The sequence below is a fragment of the Streptomyces sp. NPDC057428 genome, from assembly GCF_042803195.1.
Classification (GTDB): Bacteria; Actinomycetota; Actinomycetes; order Streptomycetales; family Streptomycetaceae; genus Streptomyces.
In genome coordinates this window covers 1-21,204 of the sequence record NZ_JBHVCT010000023.1, presented here as the reverse complement: position 1 = coordinate 21,204, position 21,204 = coordinate 1, and the positions used below count along the sequence as shown (strand labels likewise).

The 21,204-nt window shown below is 69.7% G+C and carries 18 protein-coding genes and 1 pseudogene; 9 read left to right on the top strand and 10 right to left on the bottom strand.

What is annotated here, in order from left to right; genetic code table 11:
* Positions 1-92: 92 nt before the first annotated feature.
* Together ACFU5K_RS12130 and ACFU5K_RS12125 are read right to left on the bottom strand one after the other, a co-directional pair.
* A complete protein-coding gene (locus tag ACFU5K_RS12130) occupies positions 93-1,640 on the bottom strand; it encodes an MFS transporter (protein ID WP_384059599.1) in 1,548 nt (515 codons plus the stop codon).
* Positions 1,637-2,188: a TetR/AcrR family transcriptional regulator gene (locus tag ACFU5K_RS12125; RefSeq protein ID WP_384059596.1), complete on the bottom strand. Its 552-nt coding sequence runs from the start codon at positions 2,186-2,188 to the stop codon at positions 1,637-1,639. Before ACFU5K_RS12125 ends, ACFU5K_RS12130 begins: the two co-directional genes overlap by 4 nt.
* Before the next feature lie 135 nt (positions 2,189-2,323).
* Between ACFU5K_RS12125 and ACFU5K_RS12120 the strand changes: the two genes are divergently transcribed.
* Entirely contained in the window at positions 2,324-2,827 is a 504-nt protein-coding gene (locus ACFU5K_RS12120; protein ID WP_384059593.1) for a hypothetical protein, read from the top strand.
* 60 nt (positions 2,828-2,887) lie between these two features.
* On the opposite strand, the gene ACFU5K_RS12115 is transcribed toward ACFU5K_RS12120, so the two are convergent.
* Together ACFU5K_RS12115 and argH are read right to left on the bottom strand one after the other, a co-directional pair.
* Positions 2,888-3,859, bottom strand: a complete 972-nt coding sequence (locus ACFU5K_RS12115) for an aldo/keto reductase (protein WP_384059591.1) — start codon at positions 3,857-3,859, stop codon at positions 2,888-2,890.
* Positions 3,860-3,922: 63 nt separating this feature from the next.
* A complete protein-coding gene (gene argH / locus ACFU5K_RS12110; RefSeq protein WP_384059589.1) occupies positions 3,923-5,356 on the bottom strand; it encodes an argininosuccinate lyase in 1,434 nt (477 codons plus the stop codon).
* A 234-nt stretch (positions 5,357-5,590) separates the two neighbouring features.
* Here argH and ACFU5K_RS12105 point away from each other — a divergent pair, with 234 nt between their 5' ends.
* From ACFU5K_RS12105 to ACFU5K_RS12095, 3 genes are all read left to right on the top strand, one after another.
* Positions 5,591-6,997 (top strand): hypothetical protein, encoded by a 1,407-nt coding sequence (locus ACFU5K_RS12105; protein ID WP_384059587.1) that lies wholly within the window; start codon positions 5,591-5,593, stop codon positions 6,995-6,997.
* 42 nt (positions 6,998-7,039) lie between these two features.
* A complete protein-coding gene (locus tag ACFU5K_RS12100; RefSeq protein WP_384059585.1) occupies positions 7,040-7,639 on the top strand; it encodes a pyridoxamine 5'-phosphate oxidase family protein in 600 nt (199 codons plus the stop codon).
* Positions 7,640-7,723: 84 nt separating this feature from the next.
* Entirely contained in the window at positions 7,724-8,425 is a 702-nt protein-coding gene (locus tag ACFU5K_RS12095; RefSeq protein ID WP_384059583.1) for a L,D-transpeptidase, read from the top strand.
* A gap of 18 nt (positions 8,426-8,443) precedes the next feature.
* Here the strand turns inward: ACFU5K_RS12095 and ACFU5K_RS12090 are convergent, their stop codons facing one another.
* Genes ACFU5K_RS12090 through argC form a run of 5 tightly spaced genes read right to left on the bottom strand, consistent with a single transcriptional unit; the run spans position 8,444 to position 13,301 of the window.
* A complete protein-coding gene (locus ACFU5K_RS12090) occupies positions 8,444-8,980 on the bottom strand; it encodes an arginine repressor (protein WP_384059580.1) in 537 nt (178 codons plus the stop codon).
* 25 nt (positions 8,981-9,005) lie between these two features.
* The gene (locus ACFU5K_RS12085) at positions 9,006-10,202 is read right to left on the bottom strand and encodes an acetylornithine transaminase (protein ID WP_384059578.1); all 1,197 of its coding nucleotides are present in this window, start codon (positions 10,200-10,202) and stop codon (positions 9,006-9,008) included.
* A complete protein-coding gene (gene argB / locus ACFU5K_RS12080; protein ID WP_384059576.1) occupies positions 10,199-11,125 on the bottom strand; it encodes an acetylglutamate kinase in 927 nt (308 codons plus the stop codon). Before argB ends, ACFU5K_RS12085 begins: the two co-directional genes overlap by 4 nt.
* On the bottom strand, positions 11,122-12,276 hold the full coding sequence (gene argJ, locus ACFU5K_RS12075; RefSeq protein ID WP_384059574.1) for a bifunctional glutamate N-acetyltransferase/amino-acid acetyltransferase ArgJ: 1,155 nt from the start codon (positions 12,274-12,276) through the stop codon (positions 11,122-11,124). The genes argB and argJ overlap by 4 nt, the downstream gene beginning before the upstream one ends.
* Entirely contained in the window at positions 12,273-13,301 is a 1,029-nt protein-coding gene (argC, locus tag ACFU5K_RS12070; RefSeq protein ID WP_384059571.1) for an N-acetyl-gamma-glutamyl-phosphate reductase, read from the bottom strand. The genes argJ and argC overlap by 4 nt, the downstream gene beginning before the upstream one ends.
* A 391-nt stretch (positions 13,302-13,692) precedes the next feature.
* On the opposite strand from argC, the gene ACFU5K_RS12065 reads away from it, so the two are divergent.
* From ACFU5K_RS12065 to ACFU5K_RS12045, 5 genes and pseudogenes are all read left to right on the top strand, one after another.
* Positions 13,693-14,334, top strand: coding sequence for a TnsA-like heteromeric transposase endonuclease subunit (locus ACFU5K_RS12065; RefSeq protein ID WP_384059569.1), 642 nt, complete (start codon positions 13,693-13,695; stop codon positions 14,332-14,334).
* Complete coding sequence (locus ACFU5K_RS12060; protein WP_384059566.1) at positions 14,334-16,631, top strand: transposase; 2,298 nt, start codon at positions 14,334-14,336, stop codon at positions 16,629-16,631. Before ACFU5K_RS12065 ends, ACFU5K_RS12060 begins: the two co-directional genes overlap by 1 nt.
* Positions 16,628-17,914: a TniB family NTP-binding protein gene (locus ACFU5K_RS12055; RefSeq protein WP_384059564.1), complete on the top strand. Its 1,287-nt coding sequence runs from the start codon at positions 16,628-16,630 to the stop codon at positions 17,912-17,914. Before ACFU5K_RS12060 ends, ACFU5K_RS12055 begins: the two co-directional genes overlap by 4 nt.
* Positions 17,911-19,734 carry a TniQ family protein gene (locus ACFU5K_RS12050; protein WP_384059561.1) on the top strand — a complete coding sequence of 608 codons (1,824 nt, stop codon included), beginning with the start codon at positions 17,911-17,913 and terminating at the stop codon, positions 19,732-19,734. Before ACFU5K_RS12055 ends, ACFU5K_RS12050 begins: the two co-directional genes overlap by 4 nt.
* A gap of 5 nt (positions 19,735-19,739) precedes the next feature.
* Positions 19,740-19,897: pseudogene (locus tag ACFU5K_RS12045) on the top strand (IS256 family transposase); the annotation flags it as partial.
* 47 nt (positions 19,898-19,944) lie between these two features.
* Here the strand turns inward: ACFU5K_RS12045 and ACFU5K_RS12040 are convergent.
* Positions 19,945-20,928 (bottom strand): phosphotransferase family protein, encoded by a 984-nt coding sequence (locus ACFU5K_RS12040; protein WP_384059558.1) that lies wholly within the window; start codon positions 20,926-20,928, stop codon positions 19,945-19,947.
* Positions 20,929-21,204: the final 276 nt, after the last annotated feature.

The following is a 21,204-nucleotide window of genomic DNA, read 5'->3' as shown; positions in this document are numbered from 1 at the left end:
GGGGGGGGTACGGCCGTCTGTCGGCCGCCCCCTGTGGGTCCGGGGCGCCCGGGCCCCGGTGCGGGGGGGCGGCCGGCCCCCCCCCGCACCCCTCACTCGTCGGCGACGATCCCTTCTTGCAGCTCCTCGTTGCGCAACATGAACCAGGCGGCCACAGCGGTGGCGAGCAGCACGACGGCGCCGACCGCGGCCGACACCCGGAGTCCGTTGACGAAGGCCTCCTGAGCCGCGGTGACGAGCTCGCTCGCCTGGTTCGCGGGGAGGCTGTGGGCCATCTCCACGGCTCCCCCGAGCGACTCGTGAGCGGCGGCGGCCACTCGGGGCGGGATGCCCTCGGGTGTGCCGAAGCCCTTGTAGACGCCGGTGACGATGGAGCCGAGCACCGCGATGCCGAGAGCGGCGCCGAGTTCGTACGCCGTCTCGGAGACAGCTGACGCCGACCCCGCCTGCTCCTTCGGGACGCTGGAGAGGATCACGTCGGAGGTGACGGTGAAGGCGAAGCCGGCGCCGACGCCGACCACCAGGAGCAGGGCCCCGATCAGCGGGTAGCCCGTCTCCTTGTGGATCACGGTGACCACGGCCAGCGACACTCCGATGGCCCCCAGCCCCCCGGCCACCACGTTGCGCACCGAGAAGCGGCGCGCGACCGTCCCCGCCATCAGCCCGGCGGTCACCGCGCCGACCGCCGCGGGAAGTTCGGCGAGCCCGGCCTCGAGCGGGCCCCGCCCCTGGACCAGTTGCAGGAACTGGGAGAGGAAGAAGACGATCCCGGACAGGCCGAGGATGGTCAGCAGGTCGGCGAGGACCGCACCGGAGAACCCCCTGTGGTGGAAGAGCCGCATGTCCAGCAGCGGGGCGGGCAGCTTGAGCTGACGGCGTACGAACCAGACGAGTGCCCCCGCGCCGACGACCACCACCAGGACAGTCTTCCCGCTCACCCCGTGGGCGGCCGCCTCCTTGATGGCGTATACGACGCCGATCAGGCCGATCATGGACAGCCCCACGCTGGGGAGGTCCCACGGACCCGGTGCCGGGTTCTTGGACTCGGGGATCATCTTGATGCCGACGGCGACCAGGACCGCCATCACCGGCAGGTTGATCAGGAAGACCGATCCCCACCAGAAGTGCTCCAGCAGGAGACCGCCCACGACCGGCCCCACGGCCGCTCCCGCGGAGGCCATCGCCCCCCAGATGCCGACGGCGAGGCTGCGTTCGCGCGGGTCGTGGAAGAGGTTCCGGATCAGCGCGAGGGTGGACGGCATCAGGGTGGCGCCCGCGACGCCGAGCAGCGCCCGGGCCAGGATCATCATCTCGGGGCTGGATGCGTAGGCGTTGAGCACGGACACCGCGCCGAACGCCGTGGCTCCGCTCAGCAGCAGCTTCTTGCGCCCGATGCGGTCACCGAGGCTGCCCATGGAGACGAGGAGCCCGGCGATCACGAAGGAGTAGACGTCACCGATCCAGAGCAACTGGGTGCCGGTCGGTTCGAGGTCCTCGCTGAGGAAGGGCGTCGCCAGGCCGAGGACGGTGGCGTCGACGGCGACGAGCAGCACGGCCAGGACGAGCACGGCGAGGGCGATCCACCGCCCCGGATCACGCACGTTGCCGGTGGTGTCCGCCGGCTGGTCGGTGCCGCTCATTTCTCCACGCTCCGGCGTGCTCCGCCGAGGAGCAACTCGGCAATCATGTAAGGGAAGTCCTGTGCGGCGACCCTGCCCGTCTGTACGGCCCACGCGCAGCTGCCGATCAGGCCGTAGAGGGCCTCGGTGAGCCAGGCCGGTGTGAGGTCGATCCGGAACTCGCCGCGTTCCTGGCCGCGCAGGAAGAAGGCGGAGACCCGGGCGTCGAGGCGGCTCCATCCTTCGTGGACGTCGTCGCCCTCGAAGAGCTGGTTCTCCGTCACAAGGAAGGACAGCAGGCCCGCGCTGGGCTCGACGTGCGCGATGAGCCGGCGGAGTCCGTCCTCGGCGGTGCCCTCGTCGAGGGCGGCGGCGTCCAGTGCGGCCTCGAACTCCCGGATTCCGAGGTCTTCCAGTGCGCCGACCAGGGCGTCCCGGCCCGCGAAGTGCCGGTGCAGGGTGGCACGGCCGATGCCCGCGGCGCGGGCGACCTCGTCCATGGTCGCGGTGGCTCTGCGGCTCAGCAGGGCGGCGGCGCTGCGCAGCACCTGCTCACGGTCGAGGGTCATGAGACAACGTTAACCCATATGAGACATCAGCGTCCCATCGGGCGGGGCCGTGCCGCCGGAGGGACGACCGATGCGGAGGTGACGCCCACCGGGCGACCCGAGGCCGCCCGGTGGGCGAGGGGACACCATGGCGCCATGAAGCCGCTGCTGCTGATCGACATCGACGGTCCGCTCAATCCGTACGCGGCGCTCGCCCGCCGCGCCGCCCCGGCCGGTTACACACTCCACCGAATGCGGCCGACCGGGTGGAAGGAGGGCATGCCGCTGCCGGTCCTGCTCAGCCCGGACCACGGCGGCGAACTCCTGGCCCTCGCCGCCCGGTACGAACTCGTCTGGGCGACCACCTGGAAGGACGAGGCGAACGAGTGGGTCGGTCCGCACCTCGGGCTGCCCCCGCTGCCGTACATCGACTGGCCCTCGATGCACGGCACGCCGACGGACGGCACGTACTGGAAGACGCGTCACGTCGTCGACTACGCCGACGGGAGGCCGTTCGCCTGGGTGGACGACGAGATCTCCGACCTCGACACGGCCTGGGTCGCGGCGCATCACCGGGGGCGGGCCCTGCTGCGGCGGATCGACCCGTGGGTCGGCCTGTCGCGCGTGGACTTCGAGGTGCTCGCCGACTGGGCGGCGTGAGTGCACGCGGTTGCGCACCGGGGGTCCGGCCGGTCGCGCGCGGGCTGCCGCAGGGACCGCTCAGCTCCAGGGCAGTGAGGCCCGGTGGCGCCAGTAGGCTTCCGGCTCCTCCACCAGGGCGGACAGCCGGTCGAGCCGCTCCGGGTCGAGGTCGAGCAGCGGCGCGTGCAGATTGGCCGCGAGCTGGGTGACGGTCGCCGCGCCGGACAGTACGACACCCGCCCAGGGCTGGTGGAGCACGAGCGCCAGGGCGACGGCGTCCGCGCCCAGTCCCGCGTCGGCGCCGATCTCCTGGGCGACGGCGGGCGCTTCGGTGGCGGCGAGCCGTCCGTTGGCCATGGCCTCCTTGACGATGACCGTGAGCCCGGCGTCGTGGGCGTCGGACAGCGCGGGCCCTGCGGACGTCTCCAGGGCGTTGTAGGTCGCCTGGACCGTGTGGAAGAGGGGTTCGCCGTCCACGGTCACGGCGAGCGCGGCCCTGATGGCGTCGGCCTGGGCGGGTCCGCTCGTGGAGAAGCCGACCGTGGTGCCGCCCGCGGCCAGCTCGGCCAGACGTGCGTGCAGGTCCTTGTCGCCCAGCGCCGGGCTGTCGGCCGTCAAGGAGTGGATCTGGTAGAGGTCGAGCCGGTCGCCGAGGAGGCCGCTGCTCTCTGCGTACTGGCGCTCGAAGGCGGCGAGGCCGTGATCCTTCACCTCGGGCTGCTCTGCCTCCACACGCCAGTCGGCGGTGTAGGTGTAACCCCACTTGCTGCCGACGACCACGTCAGCCGCCTCAGGGCGTGCGGCGAGCCAGTCGGCGAGGAACTCCTCGGCACGGCCGTAGGAGCGGGCCGCGTCGATGTAGCGGACGCCCTGGGCGTAGGCCGCGTCCAGGAGTTCGTGCGTGCGGGCGCGCAGCGCCTCCACGGACCGGTCCGCGGGGAGGTCACGGTCCCGACGGAGGTTGATGTAACCGGGCCTGCCGACTGCGGCCAGGCCGAGCCCGATGTGGGAGGTCGGGGTGGTCGCTCGGTTCAGGCGGGTGAAGGGCATCGCGGGCTCCTCTGGGTCGGTTCCGAACGCCTTCCCGTCAACGTAGCCCGCGATACCCGCCAATCATCCGCGCGCGGTCGCCCAGGCGTGCTGCGTCACCAGGTCGGCCTTCACCTCGGCCAGCTGGACGGCGACGGCCGAGGGGGCCGTCCCGCCGCGGCCGTCGCGGGAGGCCAGCGCACCGGGCACGTCGAGGACCGTGCGCACCTCGGGCGTGAGGTGCTCGGAGATCTTCGCGAACTGCTCGTCCGTCAGCTCGTCGAGCTCGATGCCGTGGTGCTCGCACTCCTTGACGCACTCGCCGGCGACCTCGTGCGCCACGCGGAAGGGAACGCCCTGCTTCACGAGCCACTCGGCGATGTCCGTGGCGAGCGAGAAACCGGCCGGGGCCAGCTCCTCCATGCGCTCCCGGTTGACCGTGAGCGTGGCCATCATGCCGGTGAAGGCGGGAAGCAGGACCTCCAGCTGGTCGCAGGAGTCGAAGACCGGCTCCTTGTCCTCCTGGAGGTCGCGGTTGTACGCGAGCGGGAGGGCCTTCAGTGTGGCCATGAGACCGGTCAGGTTGCCGATGAGCCGGCCGGACTTGCCCCGGGCCAGTTCGGCGATGTCCGGGTTCTTCTTCTGCGGCATGATCGAGGAGCCGGTGGAGAAGGCGTCGTGGAGGGTGACGAAGGAGAACTCCTTCGTGTTCCAGATGATGACCTCCTCCGCGATCCGGGAGAGGTTGATTCCGATCATCGCTGTGATGAACGCGAACTCGGCGACGAAGTCCCGGGACGCGGTGCCGTCGATGGAGTTGGCGACGGAGCCGTGCTCGAAGCCGAGGTCGGCGGCGACGGCCTCCGGGTCGAGCCCGAGGGACGATCCGGCAAGCGCTCCGGAGCCGTAGGGGGACACGGCGGTCCGCTCGTCCCACTGCCGCAGCCGCTCGGCGTCCCGGATCAGGGGCTGCACATGGGCCAGCACATGATGGGCGAAGAGCACGGGCTGGGCGTGCTGGAGGTGGGTGCGGCCGGGCATGGCCACGTCCGGGTGTGCCTCGGCCAGGCCCACGAGCGCGTCCTGGAGCTCGGCGATCAGGCCCCCGATGATCCGTGCGTGGTCACGGAGGTACATCCGGAAGAGCGTGGCCACCTGGTCGTTGCGGGAGCGGCCGGCCCGCAGTTTGCCGCCGAGGTCGGGGCCGAGGCGCTCCAGGAGTCCGCGCTCCAGTGCGGTGTGGACGTCCTCGTCCGCGATGGTGCCGGTGAACGATCCGTCGGCGACGGCGGCTTCGAGCGCGTCGAGTCCGGCGATCATGCGGGTCAGCTCGTCCTGGGTGAGGAGGCCCGCCTTGGTGAGCACGCGCGCGTGGGCACGGGATCCGGCGATGTCGTACGGCGCGAGCCGCCAGTCGAAGTGGACGGAGGCGGACAGCTTGGCCAGCGCCTCGGCCGGGCCGTCGGCGAAACGGCCGCCCCACAGGCGTACGTCGCTGTTGCCGGTGCCGTTGCTCACTGCGTGCTCCTCGGAGTGCAAGGGGGTGCGAGGTGGGAACCGCGGCCGACTGCCCGCCCGGGTACGGGGGGAGACCGACGGTCAAGCGGTGGATCGGCCAGGCCGCGCTCGCCGCGGGCTTCGAGGACTGCCGGAGCCGTCACGATCACTGGTTGGTATAACTATGCAACGGTCCGTATGTTTTGTCAAAGAGGGTGGTGCGGTGGTGCACGGGCCGGGTTCTAGGCTGCACGCATGCGGCGCCTGATCCCTCTGTCCCCCACCCTTCTCCTCCCACCGCAGGACCGGCTTCTGCTGGGGAAGCCCCTGGCCACGACAGTGGACACGGCCGATCCGGAGGCATGGGCCGAGCTCGACAGGTGTACGGGTTCGGCGACCGCACGCCGCAGCGGGATCCGCCCGTTCGAAGACCTCCGGGAGGCGCGCCGGGACGGGGGCGGCAGTGCCGACTGGGCCGCCGCGCCGCGCTGGGACGAGGATGCGCGCGATGTCACCTGGTCCCGGTTTCCGCCCACCGAGCCGGAGACGGCCCTCGTACTGTGTCACCACCGGTGGCAGGCGCGCGAGGCCGCGCTGGCGTTCACCCCCGGCCGGACGGCCCTGCTGCCCCTGGTCGTCGTCCGCTGCGCCGACAGCCGCCTCGAAGTGCGGGAGCGCGCCCGCCACGTGCTGACCGCGGCGCTGGAGGGGGACGCGGCCCTGGCCCCGGAACTGGTCCCCGTCGCCCTGCGCATGACCCTGCGTCCGCACGGGGCGTGGGCACCGCAGCGGCTGCTGGCCGCCGCGGGCCCCCTTCCGGCCGCCGTCGTGGCCCGCGTCGGCGCGAGTCCGTTTCCCGCTGTCCGGCTGCTCGGGCTGCGGCTCTCCCTCGAACGCGGCCTCCTCACTCCCGGCGCGCTGACGGAACTGGCACTCACCGCTCGCGACCGGGCCGTCCGGCGCCTGTGCACGGACACGCTGCTGACACGCGTGAGTGCCGGCGATCCCGAACGGCTGCTGGACCCGCTGCTCGGCGCCTCCTCCGCCGTGACACGCTCCTCCGCCGTCACGGCTCTGCACCGCGCGGGCCGGGGCCGGGAAGCGGGCGCCCATCTGGCCGACCCGTCCGCCGTCGTGCGTTCGGCCGCGCGCCTCGTCCTGCGCCTGGAGGGTGAGGAGCCGGGTGCGCACTACCGCGAACTGTGCGCCGACGCGGCCGCCCCGGGCCTGCCCCCGGGAGCCCTGTTCGGTCTGGCCGAGTCGGGGGTCCCGGACGCACCGGCCCTCCTGAGACCGCTGGCGGCGCACCCGGAGGGACGGGTGCGCGCCGCCGCACTCGCTTCGCTGCGCATGCTGGACGCGGTCTCCCCCGACGAGCTCATGTCGGCCATGGAGGATCCGCACCCCCCGGTGGTGCGCACCTCCCGCAAGGCGCTCGTCCCGTACGTACTGCTCGTCCCGGAGGAGTGGCTGGCCTCGCTGGTGGCTCCCGGGCGCCCCCGGCACGTGCGGCGTTCGGGCCTGCGGCTGCTCTGCGCCCATAGCCTCGCGCTGCGCAAGCGCGTACTGGCGGCCCTGGAGGACGACGAGGATCCAGAGGTCGCCCACGAGGCACAGCGCGCCCGCTACGAGCCGCTGCCGCCGACCGGTTCCACCAGTTGACATACGTCGGCGCGGAGTCGCCCCGAGCTGGATAATCCGATCATGGGAAAGACACATGAACGCATCGACGGGCGTCTCAGGACCTTCATCGAGGAACAGCACATGTTCTTCACGGCGACGGCGCCCCTGGGCGAGGACGGCACGGTCAACCTCTCCCCCAAGGGAATGAGCGGGTCCTTCGCCGTGGTCGACGAACGGACCGTGGCCTACCTCGACTTCGCCGGGAGCAACGCCGAGACCATCGCCCATCTGCGCGAGAACGGGCGCATCACACTGATGTGGTGCGCGTTCCAGGGGCCCCCGAACATCGTCCGTGTGCACGGCCGCGGCGAGCCGGTATTCCGCGACGACCCCCGGTTCCCCGCGCTGCTCGGCCACTTCCCCACCGTGGACCACACGCGGCACGGGCTGCGCGCGGTCATCGTGGTGACGGCCGACCTGATCAGGGACACGTGCGGCTACGCGGTGCCCTTCATGTCGTACGACGAGGACCGCTCCCTGCACTCCGGCCGCTTCGCGCGGGAGGACGACGAGAGCCTGAGCCGCTACTTCGAGGGCAAGGCGGACATCGCCACCAGCATCGACGGACTGCCCGGGCTCCCGTTGCCGTTGCCCGTACTGCCTGCCCCGTCCTCGGGGTGAGGCGCCGGGCCGAGGGGTGAGGCGCTGGGCCGTACGGAGCAAGCGCGGTGGGGGTGTCCACCCGCGCCCCGTACGGTCCGGAGCATGCGCGGATTCCTGGTCACCGGGTCGGTCCTGCTCGCTCTCGCCGGTTCGCTCGCGGCAGGCCCGGCCGGGCCCGCCCCCCTGCCCGAGCGGATGGCGGACACCGGTGACGGCACGCAGCTGATCACCGCCGAGGCCCCCGGCACGGGCTCCACCACGGGCACGGTCACCTGGTGGGACCTGGGCCCTCGTGGGTGGACGGAGTCGGGTTCGGCGCCCGCACGCTTCGGGGCCAACGGCCTGACCGAAGGCGTCACGCGGGCCCAGGGCACGAACACCACACCCACCGGGCTCTACGACCTGCCGTACGCGTTCGGGACCGAAGCGCCCCGGCCCGGGACCCGCTATCCGTACCGCCGGGCCGACGAGAGCTCGTGGTGGTGCCAGGACAACGACTCCACTGCCTACAACCGCTGGGTCCGGCCGCTGCCCGCCGACTGCCGGGCGGAGGAGGCCGAACACCTGGTGGCCTACTCCGCGCAGTACGCCCGCGCGCTCGTCATCGGCTTCAACTACCACCGGCCGGTGCGCGGCAGGGGCGCCGGGATCTTCCTCCACGTCGACGGGAAGGGCGCGACCGCCGGCTGCGTCTCCGTGCCGGCGGCCGCCATGGACCGGATCCTGGCCTGGGCCGATCCGGACCGCCGGCCGCACATCGCGGTCGGGACCGAGTCCGGCCCGACCGCGGTCACCCGGTACTGACGGCCGCTCGGCGGTCCTTCAGCGGTCGTTCTGGGCGAGCCTGAGCAGGTGGTCGGCCAGGGCCTGGCCACCGTTCGGGTCACGGCTGATCAGCATGAGGGTGTCGTCCCCCGCGATCGTGCCGAGGATCGCCCGGAGTTCGGCCTGGTCGATGGCCGAAGCGAGGAACTGCGCGGCGCCTGGAGGCGTACGCAGCACCACGAGGTTGGCGGAGGCCTCCGCGGAGATGAGCAGCTCCGCGGAGAGTCTGCGCATCCGCTCCTCCTTCGCGGATCCGCCGAGCGGCGCCTGCGGGGTGCGGAAACCACCCTCGCTCGGCACCGCGTAGATCAGCTCGCCGCCGGTGTTGCGGATCTTCACCGCGCCGAGCTCGTCCAGGTCGCGCGAGAGCGTCGCCTGGGTGACGCTCAGCCCGTCGTCCGACAGCAGCCGCGCCAGCTGGCTCTGTGAACGCACCGGCTGCCGGTTCAGGATGTCCACGATCCTGCGGTGGCGCGCGGTGCGCGTCTGCGGCACCGACTGCCCGCCGTGGTCCGTGTCCTGCGCCTCGGTCATCGTCGTCGCCTCATTCTCCGGATCGTCACTCCCCGGTTCGTCCGTCCCCGTAAGCCGCGTCGAGGGCTGCCGGCAGAATCCGCAGGAACGCGTCCACCTCCGCGTCACCGATGATCAGCGGCGGCATGAGCCGCACGACGTCGGGGGCGGGCGTGTTCACCAGGAGTCCGGCTCCCTGAGCCGCCTGCTGCACCTTCGGTGCGAGGGGCCCGGTGAGCACGATACCCAGCAGCAGCCCGGAGCCCCGGACGTGGGAGACCAAGGGGTGGCCGAGGCCCTCGACACCGTCCCGGATCCGCTCGCCGAGCCGCTTGACCTGGTCGAGGGTCCCGTCCGCCGCGAGGGTGTCCAGGACGGCGAGGCCGGCGGCGCACGCGACGGGGTTGCCGCCGAACGTCGTGCCGTGCTGACCGGGCTTCAGGAGGTCGGCCGCGGCGCCGAAGGCGACGGTGGCACCGATCGGCAGTCCGCCACCGAGTCCCTTGGCGAGGGTGACCACGTCGGGTTCGACGCCCTGGTGCGCCTGGTGCTCGAACCAGTGGCCGCACCGGCCGATCCCGGTCTGCACCTCGTCCAGGACGAGCAGCGTGCCGGTGGCCCGGGTGATCTCCCTGGCCGCCTCCAGGTAGCCCTTGGGCGGTACGACGACGCCGTTCTCACCCTGCACGGGTTCGATGATCAGCAGTGCGGTATCGGCCGTGACCGCGGCGCGGAGCGCCTCGATATCGCCGTACGGCACGTGCGTGACCTCGCCGGGAAGCGGCAGGAACGGCTCGCGCTTCACCGGCTGACCGGTCAGGGCGAGGCTGCCCATGGTCCGGCCGTGGAAGCCCCCGTCGGTGGCGACCATGTGCGTACGCCCGGTCAGCCGCCCGATCTTGAAGGCGGCCTCGTTGGCCTCGGCGCCGGAGTTGCAGAAGAAGACCCTGCCCGTACGGCCGAAGAGCTGCAGCAGCCGCTCGGCGAGCTCGATGGGCGGCTGGGCTGTGTACAGGTTCGAGACGTGCCCGAGGGAGGCGATCTGCGTGGAGACGGCCTCGACGACCGCGGGATGGGCGTGGCCGAGCGCGTTGACCGCGATCCCGCCGACGAAGTCGAGGTACTCGGCCCCTTCCGCGTCCCACACCCGGGCCCCCTCGCCGCGCACCAGGGGAAGTTGCGGGGTGCCGTAGTTGTCCATCAGCGCGCCCTGCCAGCGCCGTGCGAACTCCTCGTTGCTCATGACTCCCCCTCAAGGTCGGGTTGTGCACCGGGGGCCTCGTCGGGCACGACCATCGTGCCGACCCCCTCGTCGGTGAAGATCTCCAGCAGGATCGAGTGGTGGACCCGGCCGTCGAGGACACGAGCGGTCCCGACACCGTTGCGTACGGCGTGGAGACAGCCCTGCATCTTGGGGACCATGCCGCTGGAGAGGGTGGGAAGGAGCTTCTCCAGCTCGGTGGCGGTGAGGCGGCTGATCACGTCGTCGCTGTGGGGCCAGTCCTCGTAGAGGCCCTCGACGTCCGTGAGGACCATCAGCGTCTCGGCGCCGAGCGCGGCGGCAAGTGCCGCGGCCGCGGTGTCGGCGTTGACGTTGTAGACGTGGTTGTCGTCGGCGGAGCGGGCGATGGAGGAGATGACCGGGATCCGGCCGTCGTCCAGCAGCGCCTGGACGGCCCCGGTGTCGACGGCGGTGATCTCGCCGACCCGTCCGATGTCCACGGCCTCACCGTCGATCACCGGGCGGTGCTGGGTGGCGGTGATCGTGTGCGCGTCCTCGCCGGTCATGCCGACGGCGAGCGGGCCGTGCTGGTTGAGCAGGCCGACGAGTTCGCGCTGGACCTGCCCGGCCAGCACCATGCGCACGACGTCCATGGCCTCGGGCGTCGTGACGCGGAGCCCGGCCTTGAACTCGCTGACCAGGCCCTGTTTGTCGAGCTGGGCGTTGATCTGCGGGCCGCCGCCGTGTACGACGACCGGCTTGAGGCCGGCCTGCCGCAGGAAGACGACGTCCTGGGCGAAGGCGGCTTTCAGCTCCTCGTCGATCATGGCGTTCCCGCCGAACTTGATGACGACGGTCCTGCCGTTGTGCCTGGTGAGCCAGGGCAGCGCCTCGATGAGGATCTGCGCCTTGGGCAGCGCGGTGTGCTTCCTCGCGGCGCTCATGAGCTGTACGCGCTGTTCTCGTGGACGTACTCGGCGGTGAGATCGTTGGTCCAGATCACGGCCGACTCGTCTCCCGCCGCGAGGTCGGCGGTGATCCTGACCTCGCGGTAACGCATGTCCACGAGGTCGCGGTCCGCGCCCACGCCGCCGTTCTTGCAGACCCAGACGTCGTTGATGGCGACGTTCAGCCGGTCCGGCTCGAAGGCGGCCTTCGTGGTGCCGATCGCGGACAGGACACGGCCCCAGTTGGGGTCCTCGCCGTGGATCGCGCACTTGAGGAGGTTGTTACGGGCGATGGTCCGGCCGACCTCGACGGCGTCGTCCTCGGTCGCCGCGTTGACCACCTCGATGCGCATGTCCTTGGACGCCCCCTCGGCGTCGCCGATCAGCTGCCGGGCCAGGTCGGCGCAGACACTCCGCACGGCCTCGTCGAACTCGGCCCGCGCGGGGGTGATGCCGCTCGCCCCCGAAGCGAGCAGCAGCACGGTGTCGTTGGTCGACATGCACCCGTCGGAGTCGACCCGGTCGAAGGTGGTACGGGTCGCTGAGCGCAGTGCGGTGTCGAGCGCGGGGGCCTCGACGTCGGCGTCGGTGGTGATGACGACCAGCATGGTGGCGAGGCCGGGGGCCAGCATGCCCGCGCCCTTGGCCATGCCGCCGACCGTCCAGCCGTCGCCGCCCGCGACGGAGGTCTTGTGCACCGTGTCCGTGGTCTTGATCGCGATGGCGGCCCGCTCGCCGCCGTGCTCGCTGAGGGCGGCCGCGGCCTTCTCGACACCGGACAGGAGCTTGTCCATCGGAAGGAGCAGACCGATCAGGCCGGTCGACGCGACGGCGATCTCCCCGGCGCTGTGGCCAGGGAGGACCTCGGCGGCCTTCTCGGCCGTGGCGTGGGTGTCCTGGAAGCCCTGCGGGCCCGTACAGGCGTTGGCACCACCGGAGTTGAGCACGACGGCGGTCACCTCGCCACCCTTGACGACCTGTTCCGACCAGAGGACCGGTGCGGCCTTGACGCGGTTGGAGGTGAAGACGCCCGCGGCGGCGCGGCGGGGCCCGTTGTTGACCACGAGGGCCAGGTCGGGGTGACCGCTCTCCTTGATCCCCGCGGCGATACCCGCCGCCGAGAACCCCTTTGCTGCCGTGACGCTCACGGTGCGACTCCGATCGTGGAAAGGCCTGTGTCCTCGGGGATCCCGAGGGCGATGTTCATGCTCTGCAGGGCGCCCCCGGCCGTACCCTTCGCCAGGTTGTCGATGGCGCTGATCACGATGATCCGGCCGGCCGCCCCGTCGTGGGCGACCTGGATCTGAACGGCGTTCGAACCGTACACAGCGGCGGTGGACGGCCACCGGCCCTCGGGCAGCAGGTCGACGAACGGCTCGTCGGCGAAGGCCTTCTCGTAGACCGCGCGGAGCGACTCGGCACTCACGCCGGGCTTCGCCTTCGCGCTGCACGTGGCGAGGATGCCGCGGGGCATGGGTGCGAGGGTCGGGGTGAAGGAGACGGACACGGGCTGGCCGGCCGCCGCCCCGAGGTTCTGGATCATCTCGGGTGTGTGCCGGTGGACCCCGCCGACGCCGTACGGAGTCATGTTGCCCATGACCTCGGAGCCGAGCAGGTGCGGCTTGGCCGCCTTGCCCGCACCGGAGGTACCGGACGCGGCGACCACGACGGCCTCCGGCTCGGCCAGGCCGGCCGCGTAGGCCGGGAAGAGCGCCAGGGACACCGCGGTGGGGTAGCAGCCGGGCACGGCGATCCGCCTGGCACCCTCCAGCGCGGTGCGGGCGCCGGGGAGTTCGGGCAGTCCGTAGGGCCAGGTGCCCGCGTGGGGCGAACCGTAGAACTTCTCCCAGTCGGCCGCGTCCTTCAGCCGGAAGTCGGCGCCCATGTCGACGACGAGCACGTCGTCGCCGAGCTGCTCGGCGACGGCGGCGGACTGTCCGTGCGGCAGCGCCAGGAAGACGACGTCGTGTCCGGCGAGGACTTCGGCCGTGGTCGGCGCGAGCACCCGGTCCGCGAGCGGCCGCAGGTGCGGCTGCAGGGCGCCGAGGCGTTCGCCCGCGTTGGAGTGGCCGGTGAGGGCCCCGATCTCGACCTGCGGGTGGGTGAGGAGCAGACGGAGCAGTTCACCTCCGGCGTATCCGCTCGCCCCTGCCACTGCCACGCGTACCACCATCGGAAATCCTCCTCATTGATGGCATGACTATACGTAGTTATGCAGCTTTATGCAAAGCCCGCCCGGGTGGCCACACATGGCCGCTGCGACCGAGAATTTTAGTTGGCGGACAGAGAAGGTTAGTTGGCGGATCTTGATCCCGTAACGCTGTGTTGCGATCAGTTCCGAAGATTGGTCCGCGTCGCCGGTCAAGTGGTGCTGTTGTGGGTACGTGGGCGAGACAGCGAGCGCGAGGATCCCGTCGGATTCAAGTCACCTAGACCATCTGGCCACGGCGTACAACGGGGATGCCGGGCTGCGGGATCGGCTGCGCCTTGGGGAAGGCTGGTTGCGTCGGTGGAGTTCGACGTGGCGGGTGGGTTCAGGCGAGGTTTGCTGGCCGATCCAGGACATGGCTCACGTGCCGGTGCTGTCGTCCCTGCCGATGCGAGGGTTCACGTGGCGAGCGAAGCAGCGGCATCGACCTGGGCTTGAGGTGATGGCATCAACGGGCAGGACGCACGGCTTCGAGTCGCTGGAGGAGATGCGGCTGCTGGTCGCGCTGGACTTCCTGAGTGCCTCGGAGGTGCTGTCGCAGCCTTTCCGACTGGACTTCGAGCATGCGGACGGACAGTCCTGGCACATTCCGGACTTCCTGGCCCTGATCGACGGCGGGATGTGGCTGCTGGACGTCCGTCCGATGGAACTGGTCAAGGATGTGGACGCGCTGAAGTTCGCGGCGGCCCGAGAGGTGGCGGCGGCATGCGGCTGGCGGTACTCGGTGGTCGCCGGCTGGCGCCCGCATGTCTGGAGCGTCCTTGATCACTTGTCCTCGCGTCGGCGGCCGGCGAGGGATCTGCTGGGCATGCGGGACCAGTTGCTCACCGTTGTCGGCGGCCGGAAAGGGCGGGTGATGACGTTCTCCGAGCTGGCAGACGCGACGAGTGTGCCTTCCGTCGGCCGGGCGAACATCGTCCGGCTGCTCTGGCAGCGCAAGCTTGGCGTTGATCTGGGCAGTCCCTTGCGCGACAGCTCGCTGGTCTGGGGGGTGTGATGGCGGCGAGGGGGTTCTTGCAGATCGCGCCGGGCAGGCGGGTCGCGCTCAACGGTGTCGAGTGGACGATCGAAGATGTCCACGGACAGTTCGGCCGACTCGTCCTCGTGGATGAGGACGGCCGCACGGAGACCCGCTCGTTTCGCTGGCTCATCAATCACGCCGACCTGCGACTCCTCCCGTCGGCCGAAGCGCCGGGGCGGACTTCGCCTGTTTCCCGGCAGCCGCGGACACTGGCCGACCTCACCGAGGACCATCTGGAGCGGGCCCGGCTGCGGGCTGCACACGTTCTGGAAGCCGAGACGGGGTTCCGGGAGGGCCACCCGGCTCGGGCCCTGCCGGGTGAACCCCGACCTGCATACGACCCGGACCGCACGACGCTGACCCAGCGCCGGTACGCGAAAGCAGCGGAGCTGGAGGCGTTGCCCCGTCCGGAGGCGGTCCGGTGTGGTCTGCAGCACCTCAGCTTCCGGACGCTGGAGCGTTTGTCGGGACTGGCGGGCGAGAGTCTCCTGCTGGCCTGCGCGGACGGGCGCTGGACACGGCGTCGCAGTGGGCACCGCAGCATCACCGAGGAGATCCGTGAGGCGATTTTCGCCGTCAAGGCCGAGTGCCGCGAGCGCGCCCGCCTGAGCTGGGCCGCCAAGCACCGGTTGATGCACCAGTACATCCGCGAGCGGTTTCCTACGTTCCCGACCAAGAACATCCCTTCCCGTTGGACCCTCGCGGCCGTCTGGGGGGAGTGGTTCGGGCCCGGCGGAGCGCGGCCGCGTTACGGGCGGACTGCCGAGGCCGCCGCGGAGGCCGGGGTCTCCGGCCGGATGGTGATCCACAGACCGGGTCAGGTTCTGGTGCTGGATTCGACCCCGATGCCGGTGAAGGTGCGCGAGACCGTGTTCGGTGACGCGGTCACCGCGACCCTGACCCTCGCGCTCGATCTCTACACGCACGGGCTGCCGGCCTTCCGGCTCACGCTGCAGTCCGACACTTCGGTCGACGTCGCGATGCTGCTGCGGGACGTGATGCTGCCACTTCCGATGCGGGACGGCTGGGGCGAGGACATGGAGTGGCCTTACGCCGGGGTTCCGGCCGATGTGATCGCCGAGTTCGCCGGGCACCGGGTGGCCGCTCTGCCGTTCTTCGCGCCGGAGACCGTCACCACAGACCACGGCGGCCCCTACAAGAACCACGACCTGGTGGAGGCCGAGCGAGAGATCGGCTGCCGGATCCTTCCTGCCCGCGTCCTGCGACAGACCGACAAATTCGCGGTCGAGCGCCAGTTCCTCACCGTCCAGACCATGCTCTTCGAGCACCTGCTGGGCTTCACCGGCGGCGATGTCGCGGACCGGGGAGCCGACCCGGAACGCGATGCGAGCCTCACACTCGCCCAGGTCGAGCACATCATCGCGACCTGGATTGTCCAGATCTGGCAGAACCGCAAATTGGGTGAATACGCCCCGAGTTGGGCGCCGGGTGAGGACCACAGCCCCAACACCCTGTTTGCCGCGGCGATGGAACAGGGCGGCTTCGACCTGGACTTCCCCGAACCAAGCTTCTACTACAAGGTCCTGCGCAAACACCACGTGAAGATCCATCCGCGACGCGGAGTGAAGATCCTCGGGCTTTGGTATCACCACCCGGTACTCGACGAGCCACGCTTCCAGCAGCCCTCGGCCCGAGGCGGCAAGCACGCGGGCACGTGGGTGGTCCGCAGTGACCGAAGAGACCGCCGACAAGTGTTCTTCCAGGACGACGCCGACCATGAGACCTGGCACATCCTGCGCTGGCGAGGAATACCGCCCGAAGGTGAGATCCCCGCCTTCTCGGACAAGACCGCCGGCACCCTCCTGGCGCACGTGAAGGCGAACAACATCAGGATCCACTCCGAGAGCGAGCTCCTGGAACACCTGCTGGGGATCCTCGGCTCGGTCACCCCCGTCGACCAGTGGCCCAGCCAGGCCAAGAAGAAGGCCGGGAAGAAGCAGCGGGTCGCCCAGGCGCGCGAGATCACCCGCGCACAGGCCGCGGCGGCCGACCGCCCGACCGTCGCTGCCACGTCGGTCACGGCAGACGAGCAGGTTCCAGCTGAGATGCCCGCGGCCTGGGCCGAGCACGCTCACACGATCGACCGCGCGGTCGACGCCGACCGTCGTCGGCGACGCGAAGAGGCACTCGCCGGAACCAGCCCCGTCGCCCCGCCAACGCTGCATGAGGCGCTGAACCGACGCCCCATGTTCCGGCTTCCGCCCCCTGACGGATCGGAAGCCGATACGACTGTCCAGGAGGAAGACGCGTGACCCGAGCTCTCTCTCACGACGTTCTGCTGGAGGGTCTGCCTTCACGGGCCAGGATCGCCGAGTTGATCCTGAGCAGCCACCCGCCCCGCGACACCTACGTCGGCTGGCAGCACTACCGCACCTACTGCGGCCAGCTCGTCCCCGCTCCGGCGATCTCGTCGCGGCAGTGGTCGATGATCCCTGAGAGCCGCCGATACGACTACGACCTCTACCGAGAACTGACGAACGCGAACCTGCCGCTGCAGGAGACCCCCATGCACGACAAGGTCGGCAGGCTGATCCGGCGCCGGTTGAGCGGCAACACAAGGAAGAAGGACGACCCGACGCGCCCCGGCGTCATGGTCAACGGCTGGGGCAACTACGGCAAGACCGCGTCTGTCTGCGCCGCCGCGGCCGTCTTCGAAGACCAGTGGCTGGACCTGCACAGCCATCTCAACCCAGGCTCTCTGCCGGGCACGCGTGATCTCCACGCGCCCGTAGTCTATGTTTCGACCCCGGTGACAGCGACCCCGAAGAGCCTTTGCGCGTCGATCCTGGGCTTCTTCCGTGCCCCGACCCGCACGTCGGCCACACTGCCGGAACTGGTACGGCAGGTTGCCGATTCCCTCTACGACCATGGCGTCAAAGCGATGATTCTGGACGATATCAGCCGCTTGCGGATGCACCGGGCCGACGACCAGGACGTCCTTGACCTGATGCGGGCCTTCATGAGCCTGGACGTCACCCTGATCCTGACCGGCGTCAACATCCCCGGCATCGGGCTGCTGCGCGAGGCCACGTGGAACAAGAAGACCCGGCAGTGGGAGATGCCTCCCCTTGAGTCGACCCGCATCCACGGCCTGGAGATCACCCAGACCGAGCACCGCTTCGAACTCGTCGAACTCGACCGCTTCCGCTACATCACCCCGAAGCAGATTCAGGTATTCGTCGATCACCTGGAGGGGATCGAGCAGCACATGCGGTTGCTGAACGCGAAGGCGGGGATGCTCACCGGCGGCACCATGCCGGAGTACTTGATGCGTCGCACCGGTGGCGTCGTCGGCCTGTTGGGACGCCTCCTCGAGGACGGCGCCAATGAGGCCATGGGGTCTGGGAAGGAACTGATCGACGAGAACCTGCTGGACGAGATCGTGCTCCGGCGCGACGAGCCCGAGCAACCGCCGGACGAGCCCGTAATCCCGGCCTACACATCTGTCGCCATCACGAAGACCGCGCGGACGAAGCGGCCCCGGAATACCGTCTTCGACGACCACGGCCCAACTGCTGCACACACGGGCTCATGAGGAATAGAACCGAGATGCATCCACTGCCCCGGAGCCTTGACCCCATGGCGGGAGAATCCCTGGTCAGCTACCTGCTTCGGCTCGGGCACCGCCTCGACCTCTCGCCTCTGCACCTGATGCGTGCAACAGGCTTGGTCAATCATCCTAAGAAGAACCATGTCTCCGGCAGTATGCTGCTCGACCTCTCCGCATCCCAGACCCAAGCGTTCGCCCATCTGACGAACCAGACGGCTGGGGAAGTCTCGGCACTGACGCTGACGCAATGGCGAGATCGATATCCGCCTATCACCCGGTCCATAACTAACCGGGGACAGATGATAGATGCATGGCTCTACTTCAGCTCGCCACGATTCTGCCCCTCCTGCCTGGCGGGTGACGGCACCCCAGCCCAGCGACTGCACGGTGGGCCCTGGCACAAACTCTGGCATCTGCCCGTCGTCTTCGCCTGCGTCAAGCATCAGACCTACTTGGAACCCAACTGCCCACACTGCGGCCAGCCACACGACAGACCAAAGCATCTAATTCAGCGGGTCAACGACCACACTCTGCATCCAGCGCAATGCCGGTGGACGATCGACACCCCGACACCGAAGCGGAAGTCCTACGCCTGCGCCGGCCGACTCGACCACCGTGCCGCCTTTGCGCGCACGAGCCGGCCACAACCTACTGTCGATATTCTCCGTTTCCAGCAGTCCCTCCTTTCCCGCCTGGCGCCGTCGACTCCAGCCAAAGTTGCATCCGAGTACTTCGCCGATCTCCGGCTGACCGCCGCGCTGATCAGTACCACCTGGCCGCAGGGCTCTCACCTCTTCGACGCTGACACCGCTGAGCAAATCGGCTCCTATTCGCAGAACCTGCATGGCGGGGAGGGTGGAAGGCCCTCCCGCCAATGGGTCCGCGATACGCCACCGCGCGATCCCGTCACCTGCGGAGCCTTGCTGATGGCCGCGGATCGGCTACTTTCAAGGAACGATCTTCCTGACCTCATGTCAGATCTCACAAGCGCCGCCTTCGACCAGCCTCGAAGCCGAACACCGTGGGCTGTTGTCTACGGCCGGCACGAGAGCGACTGCTCTGAGCGACTCCGCCAAGCAGCCGATCCCGCGACTCGGGTATACCGCCGAGCGGGCACACGATCACCCCTCCGAACCAACTACCGGCCTGAGCACATCCCGGCATTCCTAGAGCCGGACTGGTACCAGCACCACCTGGCCAGTCATGCGGGCTTAGCATCCAAGACCGTACGGAGGACCGCCGCCATCCGACTCGTCCAATGGGCCATGGGTGGATCTAACCAGGCCGCCGCGGAGTTCCTCGGGATCACCCCCACCCAGAAATACTTACTCTGCGGCCGCGACACTCAGTGGTCACTGAAAAGTGGCTGCAACCCTGTTGAGTTCGAAAGGGCTCTCCGCGCTCTCGCCTCAGAACTACAATCACCACGCCTACCGCTGATTGACTACCGGCACAGGCGACAAGCACTTCACGAGTGGGTACTCAGCCTTGAGGTTTGGAATGCTCTGATCCGGGACCTCCATCGGGACCTCCGTGCCACCCGGATCGACCTCGGCGATCGAAAACGTCAAATGGCATCCGTCTACATCTGGACCCTCATCACACGGGGCGAACACCCCTTCGCTCCGCGGCCACTCGAAGCCGCACAACCTCCCGCAGTCGCACAGCACTGGGCTCGGCGTCGGAACACAACATGGTTCCAGCTCACTCGCCCTGATCCGATGGGCCATTACCTTGACCTGAGTCGAATTCTTGCCGAGTACGCCCAACAACTTGCCCAAGACATCGACTCAGGCGCTGAGTAGATCAGGCCAAGGGCGCCGGACCGGCCATGGTCTTCAAGCTGATCGAGTCCGCCCAGGCCCGCTGGCGGGCCGTGAACGCCCCCACCTCGTCGCGCTGGTTCGCGCCGGAGCCCGCTTCAAACACGGCCGCGTCGTCGAACGCCCGGAAAAACTCACAGCATGACAGCCCACCGACTGCAGGTCTCCTGCGTGCAGGCAGCCGATCCGGATTCAGGCGTAGCGGTCGAAAAGGGCCTGGAGGTATCCCTCCAGCCGCCTGGTCAGCACGGTGGGGGTCAGATCGGCACGGCCCACCTCACGCCAGGGGACGGCGACCTTCTCGGCGTCCGGAGCGAAGGCCAACGCGTCCAGCAGTCGCCAGTAGAGATGAGCGGCGCGGTCTTCGGCCAGCGTCCCTCCCGCCGCAAGGTAGCGGTCGGCGAAGTGCATGCCCGCGGGAATCCCGTGCAGCAGGGCCAGGGCCGTCGAGCAGTGGGCCACATCCAGGTCGGCCGGCCCCCAGGAGGTCTCCACCCAGTCGACGACGCCGCTGATGCGCAGACCGTCGCCGTCGCCCGTGAACAGGACATTGCCGGGATGGAAGTCCCGGTGCAGGAAGCAGGCACGGTAGTCCGGGGGCTCGCGGCGGATCACGTCCACGGCGCGTTGCCACAGCTCAGGCCGCTTGGTGTCCTCGGGTGGGCTCACCCGCTCGGGGGAGGTCCACGCCTGATAGGTGCGAGGCCGTGCCTCTGCGGTGACCGGCAGCCTGTGGATACACAGCAATTGACGGGCCAACAGTTCGGCACGCCGATCGGCCCCTTCATCGCCCAGGCGCACGGTCCCGGGCAGCAGAGACATCAGCAAGGAGGGACGGTCGCAGTACTGCGCCGTTGCGTCCACCGCCACAAGCGTGGCTGCGGGCACGTCCGTGTCGCCGAGCAGGCGCAGAACGGCTGCCTCGCGGGTCAGCAGGCCCTCCGCGTGCCGAACGAAGAAGGGCTTGACAAAGGACCGCAGGACCAGTGAGCGTCGACCGCCCGGCCCGCAGATGCCCAGACGGCGCATCTCCGACGTCCAGCCGCCACGCAACCGCACGACTTCTTCGATGCCCTCTGACTCGGACAGTCCCTTCGCCACCCAGGCACGCGTCGCACCCCAGCCCTGACTCTCAAGATCGGCACCGATGTGCTCGGCCCCCTCGCCCGTAACCATGAGAGCAGGCTATCCATCTCACCGACGGACGCATTCGCTGGCCACCTCACCTACAACTCTTGACATTTTCTCCACCCCGGCTCGTGCCTGCTCTGACCCGAATCCGCAGGTAGTGGCGTGCTCGTGGGTCGTCAGCGGTCAACTTGCTTGATGCGGGGTGTTGTTGGGTTTCCGGCGTGTTGGTGTTCTGGCTGTCGTGCCAGGTGGACGGCTTTCCGGGGCGGGGTTCTGGTCTGGTCGGGTGTGCGCGGGCCGGGCGCGGGGTCAGTGGGCCGT

What these genes read in the sequence shown, in the direction of transcription:
- ACFU5K_RS12130 (WP_384059599.1), bottom strand. Translation starts at nt 1,640, where the DNA reads ATGAGCGGCACCGACCAGCCGGCGGACACCACCGGCAACGTGCGTGAT.
- ACFU5K_RS12125 (WP_384059596.1), bottom strand. Translation starts at nt 2,188, where the DNA reads ATGACCCTCGACCGTGAGCAGGTGCTGCGCAGCGCCGCCGCCCTGCTG.
- ACFU5K_RS12120 (WP_384059593.1), top strand. Translation starts at nt 2,324, where the DNA reads ATGAAGCCGCTGCTGCTGATCGACATCGACGGTCCGCTCAATCCGTAC.
- ACFU5K_RS12115 (WP_384059591.1), bottom strand. Translation starts at nt 3,859, where the DNA reads ATGCCCTTCACCCGCCTGAACCGAGCGACCACCCCGACCTCCCACATC.
- ACFU5K_RS12105 (WP_384059587.1), top strand. Translation starts at nt 5,591, where the DNA reads ATGCGGCGCCTGATCCCTCTGTCCCCCACCCTTCTCCTCCCACCGCAG.
- ACFU5K_RS12100 (WP_384059585.1), top strand. Translation starts at nt 7,040, where the DNA reads ATGGGAAAGACACATGAACGCATCGACGGGCGTCTCAGGACCTTCATC.
- ACFU5K_RS12095 (WP_384059583.1), top strand. Translation starts at nt 7,724, where the DNA reads ATGCGCGGATTCCTGGTCACCGGGTCGGTCCTGCTCGCTCTCGCCGGT.
- ACFU5K_RS12090 (WP_384059580.1), bottom strand. Translation starts at nt 8,980, where the DNA reads ATGACCGAGGCGCAGGACACGGACCACGGCGGGCAGTCGGTGCCGCAG.
- ACFU5K_RS12085 (WP_384059578.1), bottom strand. Translation starts at nt 10,202, where the DNA reads ATGAGCAACGAGGAGTTCGCACGGCGCTGGCAGGGCGCGCTGATGGAC.
- argB (WP_384059576.1), bottom strand. Translation starts at nt 11,125, where the DNA reads ATGAGCGCCGCGAGGAAGCACACCGCGCTGCCCAAGGCGCAGATCCTC.
- argC (WP_384059571.1), bottom strand. Translation starts at nt 13,301, where the DNA reads ATGGTGGTACGCGTGGCAGTGGCAGGGGCGAGCGGATACGCCGGAGGT.
- ACFU5K_RS12065 (WP_384059569.1), top strand. Translation starts at nt 13,693, where the DNA reads ATGGCTCACGTGCCGGTGCTGTCGTCCCTGCCGATGCGAGGGTTCACG.
- ACFU5K_RS12060 (WP_384059566.1), top strand. Translation starts at nt 14,334, where the DNA reads ATGGCGGCGAGGGGGTTCTTGCAGATCGCGCCGGGCAGGCGGGTCGCG.
- ACFU5K_RS12050 (WP_384059561.1), top strand. Translation starts at nt 17,911, where the DNA reads ATGAGGAATAGAACCGAGATGCATCCACTGCCCCGGAGCCTTGACCCC.
- ACFU5K_RS12040 (WP_384059558.1), bottom strand. Translation starts at nt 20,928, where the DNA reads ATGGTTACGGGCGAGGGGGCCGAGCACATCGGTGCCGATCTTGAGAGT.